The organism is Embleya sp. NPDC020630 (assembly GCF_044334985.1).
Taxonomy (GTDB): domain Bacteria; phylum Actinomycetota; class Actinomycetes; order Streptomycetales; family Streptomycetaceae; genus Embleya.
Window position 1 is genome coordinate 56,943 of record NZ_JBIRUB010000033.1, and the last position, 10,845, is coordinate 67,787.

General features: G+C 71.2%; 12 protein-coding genes. 5 read left to right on the forward strand and 7 right to left on the reverse strand.

Translation table 11 applies throughout. The annotated features are described in order from the left end of the window. Window positions 1–68: 68 nt before the first annotated feature. Window positions 69–410 carry an STAS domain-containing protein gene (locus ACH4XV_RS45370; RefSeq protein ID WP_395799944.1) on the reverse strand — a complete coding sequence of 114 codons (342 nt, stop codon included), beginning with the start codon at window positions 408–410 and terminating at the stop codon, window positions 69–71. Window positions 411–623: 213 nt separating this feature from the next. Beyond that, window positions 624–1,592: an HpcH/HpaI aldolase/citrate lyase family protein gene (locus tag ACH4XV_RS45375; RefSeq protein ID WP_379999802.1), complete on the reverse strand. Its 969-nt coding sequence runs from the start codon at window positions 1,590–1,592 to the stop codon at window positions 624–626. 115 nt (window positions 1,593–1,707) lie between these two features. On the opposite strand from ACH4XV_RS45375, the gene ACH4XV_RS45380 reads away from it, so the two are divergent. Next, window positions 1,708–2,283, forward strand: a complete 576-nt coding sequence (locus ACH4XV_RS45380; protein WP_395799946.1) for a hypothetical protein — start codon at window positions 1,708–1,710, stop codon at window positions 2,281–2,283. Between the two features lie 51 nt (window positions 2,284–2,334). On the opposite strand, the gene ACH4XV_RS45385 is transcribed toward ACH4XV_RS45380, so the two are convergent. Together ACH4XV_RS45385 and ACH4XV_RS45390 are read right to left on the reverse strand one after the other, a co-directional pair. Next, a complete protein-coding gene (locus ACH4XV_RS45385; RefSeq protein WP_395799948.1) occupies window positions 2,335–3,291 on the reverse strand; it encodes a hypothetical protein in 957 nt (318 codons plus the stop codon). Between the two features lie 123 nt (window positions 3,292–3,414). Further along, window positions 3,415–4,194: a hypothetical protein gene (locus ACH4XV_RS45390; RefSeq protein ID WP_395799950.1), complete on the reverse strand. Its 780-nt coding sequence runs from the start codon at window positions 4,192–4,194 to the stop codon at window positions 3,415–3,417. Window positions 4,195–4,347: 153 nt separating this feature from the next. On the opposite strand from ACH4XV_RS45390, the gene ACH4XV_RS45395 reads away from it, so the two are divergent. The 3 genes from ACH4XV_RS45395 to ACH4XV_RS45405 all read left to right on the forward strand — a co-directional run bounded on the left by ACH4XV_RS45395 (window position 4,348) and on the right by ACH4XV_RS45405 (window position 6,846). Beyond that, window positions 4,348–5,622, forward strand: coding sequence for a magnesium transporter MgtE N-terminal domain-containing protein (locus ACH4XV_RS45395; protein WP_379999795.1), 1,275 nt, complete (start codon window positions 4,348–4,350; stop codon window positions 5,620–5,622). Continuing rightward, window positions 5,612–6,190 (forward strand): DUF1003 domain-containing protein, encoded by a 579-nt coding sequence (locus tag ACH4XV_RS45400; protein ID WP_395799952.1) that lies wholly within the window; start codon window positions 5,612–5,614, stop codon window positions 6,188–6,190. The genes ACH4XV_RS45395 and ACH4XV_RS45400 overlap by 11 nt, the downstream gene beginning before the upstream one ends. Window positions 6,191–6,264: 74 nt before the next feature. Then, the gene (locus ACH4XV_RS45405) at window positions 6,265–6,846 is read left to right on the forward strand and encodes a TetR/AcrR family transcriptional regulator (protein WP_395799954.1); all 582 of its coding nucleotides are present in this window, start codon (window positions 6,265–6,267) and stop codon (window positions 6,844–6,846) included. Here the strand turns inward: ACH4XV_RS45405 and ACH4XV_RS45410 are convergent. From ACH4XV_RS45410 to ACH4XV_RS45420, 3 genes are all read right to left on the reverse strand, one after another. After that, window positions 6,821–8,071, reverse strand: a complete 1,251-nt coding sequence (locus tag ACH4XV_RS45410) for a benzoate/H(+) symporter BenE family transporter (RefSeq protein ID WP_395799956.1) — start codon at window positions 8,069–8,071, stop codon at window positions 6,821–6,823. The two genes, ACH4XV_RS45405 and ACH4XV_RS45410, sit on opposite strands and share 26 nt — an antisense overlap. 18 nt (window positions 8,072–8,089) lie before the next feature. Next, entirely contained in the window at window positions 8,090–8,566 is a 477-nt protein-coding gene (locus ACH4XV_RS45415; RefSeq protein WP_395799958.1) for a macro domain-containing protein, read from the reverse strand. A gap of 62 nt (window positions 8,567–8,628) precedes the next feature. Continuing rightward, entirely contained in the window at window positions 8,629–9,513 is an 885-nt protein-coding gene (locus ACH4XV_RS45420; RefSeq protein ID WP_395799960.1) for an amidohydrolase family protein, read from the reverse strand. A gap of 92 nt (window positions 9,514–9,605) precedes the next feature. Here ACH4XV_RS45420 and ACH4XV_RS45425 point away from each other — a divergent pair, with 92 nt between their 5' ends. After that, the gene (locus tag ACH4XV_RS45425) at window positions 9,606–10,754 is read left to right on the forward strand and encodes an Mrp/NBP35 family ATP-binding protein (protein WP_395799962.1); all 1,149 of its coding nucleotides are present in this window, start codon (window positions 9,606–9,608) and stop codon (window positions 10,752–10,754) included. Window positions 10,755–10,845: the final 91 nt, after the last annotated feature.

The following is a 10,845-nucleotide window of genomic DNA, read 5'->3' on the forward strand; positions in this document are numbered from 1 at the left end:
CACCTCGCTCACGCTGCTACGCGGTGATAGTTGCCCGCATCCCGCTGGAGGACACCAGAAGTCACGGGCTACTCTCCGACCGCCTCTGCCAGGGTCTCGTGGAAAGTGAACCCCTGTACCGCACCGGTGATCTCGAATACCCGCGCAACGGCCGGTTGAACGCCCACGAGGTGCACCGCTCCGCCCGCGGCCTGCGCACGCAGTCGGGCGGCGAGGAACGCGTTCAACCCGGTCGAATCGCAAAAGTCGAGCTCGGAGCAGTCGATCACCAAACGCACACTGCCCTGATCGACACACTCGAACAGACGGTCCCGCACCGCGGCGGCGCTGTCCACATCGATCTCACCGGCGACCGTGACGATCGAAGAGGTGCCCTGGGTGTGCACGGACACCGTCAAGCCACCCTGCATGCCAGCCTCCTGCTGCCCTTTGCCCGCCGAAGTACTCCGGCCCGGGCACACGATAGACGACCGCCCCGCCCCGGTGGGGGCCGGACGCCGATCCACGCTCGCGCCGACCCGACCCGGAGCCGATCCGGGGGTGTGATCCGGGCCACCGGGCGTGTGGCGAGGGACGGGTCCGGCTGCCCGGAATCCGCCCCTCGCCGTCGTACCGATCCGACGTCAGCCCTTCGGCGGCTCGAACTTTTGCGTGCGCTGCATCCCGGCGGCGCGGCCCTTGGCCGAGATCACCAGGGCCATCTTGCGCGAGGCCTCGTCGATCATCTCGTCGCCGAGCATCGCGGCGCCCTTCATCCCGCCCTCGGCGGAGGTGCACCAGTCGTAGGCGTCGAGAATCATCTCGGCGTGGTCGTAGTCGGCCTGGGTGGGCTGGTACAGCTCGTTCGCGGCGTCGATCTGGCCGGGGTGCAGCACCCACTTGCCGTCGAAGCCCAGCGCGGCCGAGCGGCCGGCCACTCGACGAAAGCCCTCGACGTCCTTGATCTGGAGGTAGGGGCCGTCGATCGCCTGGAGGTCGTTGGCCCGCGCGGCCATCAGGATGCGCATCAGGATGTAGTGGTACGCGTCACCCGTGTCGTAGCCCGGCGGCTGTTCGCCGACCACCAGCGACTTCATGTTGATCGACGCCATGAAGTCGGCCGGACCGAAGATGATCGTCTCCACGCGCGGCGACGCGGCGGCGATCTCGTCCACGTTGACCAGGCCGCGGGCGTTCTCGATCTGCGCCTCGATGCCGATCCGGCCGACCTCGAGGCCGACCGTCTTCTCGATCTGGGTGAGCAGCAGGTCCAGCGCCTTGACCTGGCCCGCGTCCTGCACCTTGGGCAGCATGATCGCGTCGAGGTTGGCTCCCGCGCCCTCGACCACGGTGACCACGTCGCGGTAGGTCCAGTGGGTGGTCCAGTCGTTGACCCGCACGACGCGGATCCGGTCCCCCCAGTCGCCGTTGTTCAGCGCGTCGACGATGGTATGCCGCGCGCCCTCCTTCGCGAGCGGGGCGCAGGCGTCCTCCAGGTCGAGGAACACCTGGTCGACCGGGAGCCCCTGCGCCTTCTCGATGAAGCGCGGGTTGCTGCCGGGTACGGCCATACAGGAACGGCGGGAACGCAAGCTACGCGATGTGGCGGCCATGTCTCTGGTCCTCCCAGTGCTGCGGATCGTGCGGTCAGGTTACCGACGGGTCACCCGAAAGGGACTATGAGGTGGCGCACGTTCGGGGCCCGCGCGTTGTGGGACGCTGTGGCGCATGACGGACACCGACGGCACGCCCGAAGGCGCCCCGCGCGAAGCAGCGGCATTGCCGGAAGAGGCCGCGCTGCTCGAAGAAGCCGCGCTGCTCGAAGAAGCCGCGAAGAAGTCCGGCCTGCTGTGGCTCACCGTCGCCCCCGCCCCGGCCCGCCCCGTCTGGCACGTGTGGCTCGACGGCGCCTCGTGGCTGGTGACCGCCCGCGAGCCCGGCGCGGTGGAGCAGTTCGTGCCCGGCCTGACCGCCGCCGCGACCGTGCTGGTGGACGTGCGCAGCAAGGACAAGGGCGGCCGGCTGCCGGGTTGGACCGCGCGGGTCGCGGTGGTCGCGCCCGGCGATCCGGGCTACGAGCCGGCCGTACTCGCCCTGCACGCCGCCCGGTTGAACGCGCCCGACGGCGAGGAGCAGCCCGCGCGCTGGGCCCGGGAGTGCGACCTGGTCCGGCTCACCCCCACCGGGTCCGCCCGGGCGCTGCCCCACGACGCCGGCCGCGCGGTGCCGATCGGTTCACCCGCGGTGACCCGGGGCGCGTCCCCGCTCAACTGGTCGATCGGCCGGCTGCGCCGGCGCGACTGAGCCCGCGCCGACGCGTCGGGCGCAACTCGGGAGAGACCCGTCGAGCGCGACTCAGGGGAACAGCACCGGGTCGCTCCTCAGCCCCGTCGGCACCGGCGGCTTGGGTGTGCGCCCGATGTCGGGTCGGCGGCTGGTGCCCGACGAGGCCGTGGCGGGCGCGCCGGTCGAGGGACGCCCGGTGGAGCCGCCGGGGCCGGTGGAGCCGTTTCCGCCGCTCGTCGACCGCCCCGGCGTGGTCAGGTCCTTGTCCACCACTTCCTTGGGGTCCGGCGCGTGCAGGTCGACCCGCTCGCCGTAGGCGAGAAAGTCGAACGCGCCGGCCTGGCGCGCGTCGGCGGCGGACTCCATGCGCAGCAGATACGGAGCGCCCTCGGTGGCCACCCAGATGACGCCGCCCGCGCCCGGCGTGCGGTTCTCCAGGGCGATCGCCCGATGTCCGTTGACCTGCTTGACCGCGCCCTTCTCCAGCTTGCCCGGCTTGCCCATCAGCTTGTTGGTCAGCCGCTCGACGTAGGTGTTCTCGACGATGCCGCTGTACTTCTTGTCGCCGGAGGGCACCTGGACGAACTTGTCGTGGTTGCCCACCTCGGAGGTGGCGCCCTCGACCTTGGACCAGAACTTCGCGTCGCCCCGGAACCAGACCTGGTTCTGCACCCGGGTGATGTACGCGGTCGTGTTGTCCTCGACGATCTGGCCCGCGCTGCCGGTGCTGGTGAAGAGCATGTCCACGCTGAACGGCTTGGCCGGCTTGCCCGCCGTGCCCGGGACGGCCAACTCCCCCTTCACGTGTACCGACTTGGCGGCGGCCGTCGCGGCCTGGGCCCGCTGCAGGATCGCCGCCGGGTCGAGCCCGTCCACCTGGTTGCCCAGCGGCGCGCCCGCCGTCGGCTCGTCCACCGGCGCCTGCCACGAGCGGTGCGCGGGCCGTCCCGGACTGCACCCGGCGACCAGCACCGTGACCGATACCGCCGCCGTCGCCACCACGAAGCCGCGTCGCACGTGATCCATCGCCTGGTTCCCTCGTCGTTCGATGTCTCGTAGGTTTCGCCGACCGCCTCGACGCACGTCCGCGTCGTCGTGCTCCCGCGTCGTGCTCCCGGAAACGGTATCCCGGAGCCCGCGCGGCCGGGCTCAGTCGGTACCCGGCACCGGCCCGCCGGGCTTTTCCGTGGGCTTGCCGGTCGGCTTGCCCGACGGGTCCTTGCCGTCGGTCAGCGTGCCGTAGTCCAGCACCTCGTCGGCATGGGGCAGCACCAATGGGAAGTCCTGGTCGTACTCGAACAGTTCGAGCGCTCCGCCGCTCGGCGACGGAATGTACTTGAGCGGGTACGGCGTCCCGGTCAGCGCCACCCGCAACTCGCCGCCGCGCCCGCGGTCGGCCACCACCTTGAGCGTTTCGACGCCCCGCACCTTTTCCCGGCCGTCCTTCTTGAGTTTGCCGTTGAGCCGGATCAGATCGGTGATCATGTCCTGCATCCGGGTGAAGCCGGACAGTCGCGCGTAACTGGGGTCGGAGGCGGGCACCTTGACGAACTTGTCCCGCAACGCCTGCGCCGACTGCTCGACGTCCGCCCCGCCGCGCCCGTCCCGGCCCTGGTACAGCCGGGCGTCGCCGCGGACGTACAGATCCTGGCCGATGCGCAGCAGTTCGATGGTGCTGTCGGCGGTGACCACGGTGCCCACCCCGCCGTCGCGCTTGAGTCGCAGGTCGATCCTGAACTGCTGGGTCTGGATCTTCCACACCCCCTGCACGTGCACCGCCCCGGTCCCGGCCGCCGCCGCCTTGGCCTTGCCGGTGATGGCGTCCGCGGACTCCGAACCGAGCCCGGTCTCCGCCTTCGAACACGCCGTGCCGGCGAGGACGCAGGCGGTCAGGAGGGCGATCGTGGTCTTCGTCTGAGGCAGGCGCACGGGCGGCACTGTACTGAGCCGGGCGCGAGGTGTCGTGGTCATGCCCACCTTCACCGGTAGCCTGACCGACTGGGATGCCCCCGGCACGAGCGGGCACACACATCGGCGGCGCGGCACATCGGCGGCGGACATCGGCAACGGAGGGACCACGGCATGGGTGCGTCATCCGGGCGGGTGTTCATCTCGCACCTCGCGGGCGTGGCCGTGTTCGATCCCAACGGCGACCACGTCGGCCGGTTGCGCGACGTCGTCGTCATGCTGCGCACCGCCCAACTGCCCCCGCGGGTGCTCGGCCTGGTCGTCGAGGTGGCCACCAGGCGCCGGATCTTCGTCCCGATGACCCGGGTGACCAGCGTGGAGACCGGTGAGGTGATCACCACCGGGCTGGTCAACATGCGCCGTTTCGAGCAGAGACCGAGCGAGACGCTGGTGCTCGCCGAGATGCTGGACCGGCGGGTGACGCTGGCCGAGAACGACGAGTCGGTCACCGTCCTCGACGTGGCGATGGCGCTCGGACGCGGGCGCGACTGGCTGATCTCCAAGCTCTTCGTGCAAAAGGGCGGCACCTCGGCGCTGCGCCGCAGGCGCGGCGAGACGATCACCGTCGACTGGAACGCGGTGGTCGGCTTCGAACGCCCCGAGGACCAGCAGGGCGCGGCCAACCTGCTCGCCACGTTCGAGCAGTTGCGCCCCGCCGACCTGGCCAACGTGCTGCACAACCTGTCCGCCAAGCGCCGTGCCGAGGTGGCCGCGGCGCTGGACGACGACCGGCTCGCCGATGTGCTGGAGGAGTTGCCCGAGGACGACCAGGTGGAGATCCTGGGCCAGCTCCAGGAGGAGCGCGCGGCCGACGTGCTGGAGGCGATGGACCCCGACGACGCGGCCGACCTGATCTCCGAGTTGCCCGAGGACACCGCGGAGCGCCTGCTCGGCTTGATGGAGCCGGAGGAGGCGGAGGACGTGCGCCGGCTGCTGACCTACGTCGAGGACACCGCCGGCGGCATGATGACCACCGAGCCGATCGTGCTGGAGCCGGGCGCCACCATCGCCGAGGCGCTGGCGCAGGTGCGCAACGCCGACCTGTCGCCGGCGCTGGCCAGTCAGGTCTATGTGTGCCGGCCGCCGACCGAGACGCCGACCGGCAAGTATCTGGGCACGGTGCACTTCCAGCGGCTGCTGCGCGATCCGCCGTTCACCCTGGTCGGCGCGGTCCTGGACACCGACCTGATGCCGCTGCGGCCGGACACCCCGCTCGCCGAGGTGACCAGCTTCCTGGCCGCCTACAACATGGTCGCCGCGCCCGTGGTGGACGAGGACGACCACCTGCTCGGCGCGGTCACCGTCGACGACGTGCTCGACCACCTGCTGCCCGAGGACTGGCGCGAGGGCGCGATACACGGAGACGGGGGTGTCCGCCGTGGCACGTGAGAGCACGAGCGCCGACAAGCGGCGGCGTCCGCGCCTGGATCAACCGCGCCATCCGCGGCGGCGTCCGCTGCTGCCCGCGTACGACCCGGAGGCGTTCGGCCGGTTCTCCGAGCGGATCGCCCGCTTCCTGGGCACCGGCCGGTTCCTGGTCTACATGACCGCCACGGTGATCGTGTGGATCGGCTGGAACATCTTCGTGCCGCCGGCGCTGCGGTTCGACGAGTATCCGTTCATCTTCCTGACCCTGGCGCTGTCCCTCCAGGCGTCGTACGCGGCGCCGCTGATCCTGCTCGCGCAAAATCGCCAGGACGACCGGGACCGGGTCAACTTGGAACAGGACCGGGCCCGCAACGAGCGCAACATCGCCGACACCGAGTATCTGACCCGCGAGGTCGCGGCACTGCGGATCGCCCTCGGCGAGGTGGCCACGCGCGACTTCCTGCGCTCGGAACTGCAGTCCATGCTCAAGGAGTTGGACGAGCGTCGGGAGACGGACGGCTGGCTGATGGGCCGCGAGGTCACCGACGCGCACCTGGGTCGGGCGGGCCGCCCGCCGGAGTCCGAGTAGCCCCCGACCGTCTTATACAAGTGTATGAGTCACTCGTATAAGACATCCGTCTAGAACGGCGCTACCATCGGGTCATGGGACATCGCGAAGACCTGCTGGCCGGAGCCAAACGTTGCCTGTACGAAAAGGGCTACATGCGCACCACCGCGCGTGACATCGTCGCCGCGTCGGGGACCAACCTGGGCTCGATCGGCTACCACTACGGATCCAAGGACGCGCTGATGCAGCAGGCGCTCCTGGAGTCGATCGAGGGGTGGGGCGACGAGTTGTCCGCCGCGCTGACCGAGGCGGTCGGCACCGAAACCGCGCCGCTGGAGCGGTTCGAGGCGATCTGGACGCGGGTGATCGACCTGATGGAGTCGCACCGGATGATGTGGGCGGCCAACTTCGAGATCCTGGCCCACCTCGACGAGTTGCCGGAGATCCACAAGGTGCTCGGCGCGGCGCAGGACGCGGGGCGCAGCGGCCTCGCCTCGGTCTTCCTCGGGGTGCCCGAGGAGGGCAACGAGCACCTGACCCGCACGGTCGGATCGTTGTGTCAGGCGCTGCTGGTAGGTGTGGTCAGCCAGTGGATGTTCGCCCCCGACACCGCCCCCACCGGGCGCGACCTCGCCGAGGGCATGCGCGTGCTCATGGGCGTGCGGCCGGCCGGCTGAACCACCGCGACGAGAGCACCACGTGGGCCAGGACCCCCGCGATCAAACCCCAGAACGCGGACCCGATGCCCCAAATGGTCACCCCCGAGGCGGTGGCCAGGAAGGTGATCAGCGCCGCCTCCCGGTGCTCGTCGTCGGCCATCGCGCCGGTCAGCCCGCTCGCCAGCGCGCCGAACAGAGCGACGCCCGCGACCGCGGCGACCAATTCCTTGGGCAGGCCCGCGAACACCGCGACCAGGGTCGACCCGAACATCCCGACGACCAGGTAGAACGCGCCACACGCGACCCCCGCGACATAACGCCTGCGGGGGTCGCGGTGCGCCTCGGGCCCGGTACAGATCGCCGCGGTGATCGCGGCCAGGTTGATCGCGTGCGACCCGAACGGCGCGAGCAGCGTGGACACCGCGCCGGTGGAGCCGATCAGCACCCTGTCGTCGGGCCGGTAGCCGGAGGCCGCCAGCACCCCCATCCCGGGCGCGTTCTGCGAGGCGAGCGTGGCCACCAGGAGCGGCACGGTGATCCCGATCAGCGCCGGTACGGACAGGTGCGGCGTGGTCCACACCGGCCGGGCGATCTCGAACGAGTCCACGTGCACGTGCAGCCGCGAACCGGCCGCCGCGCAGCCCACCCCGACCACGAGCGCGACCAGCACTGCGTAGCGCGGCACGAAGCGTTTGGCCACCAGGTAGCCCACCAGCACCCCGCCGCCGATCCACGGCGCGGTGCGCACCGAGGTGAACACCCCGGTGCCGAACGAGAACAGGATCCCGGCGAGCATCGCGGACACCACCGCGCTCGGCACCTTGCGCATCAGGCGGCCGAACACGCCGGTCACCCCGATCACGGTGATCAGCACGCCGGTGGCCACGAACGCGCCGATCGCCTCGGGGTACGCGTACGAGCCCAGGCTGGTCACCAGGAGCGCGGCCCCCGGGGTGGACCACGCGGTGACGATCGGCATCCGGGTGTACAGGCTCAGGCCCAGGCAGGTCAGCCCGCTGCCGATGGACAGCGCCCACACCCACGAGCCGGTCTGCGCCGGGCTCAGCCCCGCGCCGGCCGCGGCGGACAGCACGATCACCAGCGGCCCCGAGTAGGAGACCAGCACCGCGATCAGGCCGGCGAGCACCGCCGAGAGCGAGGCGTCGCGCCACAGGTGGGGCCGGCGCGTGGGCGCCGCGGTCTCGGCGCCCGCGTCGGTGTCCGTCGTGGTTCGGATGGTCACCGCGCGCCCGCCTCGTGGTCAGTCGTGGTCGTAGACGGTGACCGGGACACCGCGCCCGCTCAACCGTTCGAGGATGAGCGGCTCCACCCTGCCCCACGTGCCCCCGGCCAGACCACAGCCAATTCGCGGCATGTGGACCGACGCGCCGAGTTCGAGCACCCGCGCGCCGAGGGTGTCCAGGGCCCGGTCGATCGCGTCGTAGCGCACGGGCGGGCCCTTGCTGCCGGTACGGGTGCCGTGCTGGCCGATCAGGTTGGCCACCCACAGGTAGGTGTCCACCCGGACCAGCCGCACCGCGCCGAGCCCGAAGTCGTTGCCCGCCCGCTCGCGGTACCACCGCCGGTAGTCGGCCTCCGGCTCCGGCCACCGCTTGGACAGCGCGAGCACGAAGCCCTTGCCCCAGCCGCCCCGGTCGTTGCACACGTGCGCAATCACCTTGACGCCCTTGCCCAGCGGCGTGGTGGCATCTCCCCGGACGTACCCGATCGTCTCCACCCCCGGCACGGTAGCCGGCCGCAACGACGCACAGGTATCGGTTCACGGGTGGACGAAAGGGCCTAGGTGAGCCCGAACAGCCGCGCCGCGTTGTCGTGGCAGACCGCGCGCAGCCAGTCGTCGCCGAGGTCGACCCGGGTGAGCGCGGCGAGCGCGTCGGCGTAGCCGTAGGGGATGTTCGGGAAGTCGCTGCCCCACAGGATGCGATCCGCCGCGTCGAGCAGCCGGGGCCGGTCGGCCGGCGGGAACGGGGCGGCCTCCTCGACGAATTCGGTGAACGCCATCGTGGTGTCCAGGTGCACCCTCGGGTAGCGCGCCGCCAGGTCCAGGAACGCGCCGTACTCCGGCATCCCCATGTGCGCGACGATCAGCGCCAGCCGCGGATGCCGGGCCAGCACCCGGGCGATCGGCTCCGGCCCGGTGTGCGCCCCGGGCACCGGGCCGGACCCGCAGTGCGCGACCACCGGCACGCCGGCGTCGGCGAGCGCGCCCCACACGTCGTCCAGGAGCGGATCGGTCGGATCCCAGCCGCCGACCTGCACGTGCGCCTTGAACACCACCGCGCCCGCGTCGATCGCCTCGCGCACGTACTTGGCCGCGTCGGGTTCGGCGAAGAACGTCGCCGTATGCAGACAGTCGGGGGTGCGCGCGGCGAACTCGCGCGACCACGCGTTCAGCCACGCGGCCATCGCGGGCTTGTGCGGATACAACATCGAGGTGAACGCCGAGACGCCGAACTCGCGCAGCGTGGCGACCCGCCCGTCCTCGTCCAGGCGGTAGGTGATCGGCCACGGCCGGCCGATCAGCGGACCGGCCGCGTCGAAGTACGCCCACACCTTGTCGAGCACCTGCTTGGGCATGAAGTGCGTGTGCACGTCGATCAGCGTCGCCAGGCCCAGGGCCCGGCGGAACTGCGCCACTCGCGTCCGCTCGGCCGATATCGTCACGCGGCACCTCCCCGTCGGTTCGCAGCCCCCGTTCCGGACCCGGATCCCGATGCTCGCAAAGGATTCCGGCGCGAGGGTCGTAAGCTCACGGTATGGCTTCTGCAACCCTGCCCTCGGCGGACGACGTCCAGGATGCCCTGGCGACCGTCCAGGACCCCGAGATCCACCGGCCCATCACCGAACTGGGCATGGTCAAATCCGTCGACATCCTGGCCGACGGTCGGGTCGAGGTCGCGGTCTATCTGACGGTCAGCGGCTGTCCGATGCGCGAGACGATCATCAGCCGGGTGGAGACCGCCGTGGCCGCGCTGCCCGGGGTGACCTCGGTCGGCGTCGAACTCGACGTGATGAGCGACACGCAGCGCAAGGAGCTGGCGAACCAACTGCGCGGCGGGCAGGCCGAGCGCGAGGTGCCGTTCGCCAAGCCCGGCTCGCTGACCCGGGTCTACGCGGTGGCCTCCGGCAAGGGCGGCGTCGGCAAGTCCTCGGTCACGGTGAACCTGGCCGCGGCGATGGTCGGGCAGGGCCTGAAGGTCGGCGTGGTGGACGCGGACATCTACGGCCACTCGGTGCCGCGCATGCTCGGCGCCGAGGGCAAGCCCACCCAGGTCGAGAACATGATCATGCCGCCGTCGGCGCTGGGCGTGAAGGTCATCTCGATCGGCATGTTCACCCCCGGCAACGCGCCGGTGGTCTGGCGCGGGCCGATGTTGCACCGCGCGCTCCAGCAGTTCCTGGCCGACGTGTACTGGGGCGACCTCGACGTCCTGCTCCTGGACCTTCCGCCGGGCACCGGCGACATCGCCATCTCGGTCGCCCAGTTGGTGCCCAACGCGGAGATCCTGGTGGTGACCACGCCGCAGCAGGCCGCCGCCGAGGTCGCCGAGCGGGCCGGCACGATCGCGGTCGAGACCCGCCAGACGATCGCCGGCGTGATCGAGAACATGGCCGGACTTCCCTGCCCGCACTGCGGCGAGATGGTCGACGTGTTCGGCTCCGGCGGCGGACAGCGCGTCGCCGACGGCCTGTCCGCGGCCACCGGCACGAAGGTCCCGCTGCTCGGCTCGATCCCGATCGACACCCGGCTGCGCGAAGGCGGCGACACCGGCCGCCCGGTCGTCGTCGACGCGCCCGACTCGCCCGCCGCCGTCGCTCTCAGCGCGGTCGCGGCGAAGCTCGGCGGGCGCGAGCGCGGCCTCTCCGGCCTCCAACTCGGCCTGACCCCGCTGCGCAACTTCTAGTACTGCAATTGCGTTTGCCGTGACTTCTGGGCCTGGTGGTCGTTGTTCAGGTCATGGGTGGGGACCTTGGTGTGGGTGATGTGCGGCGATG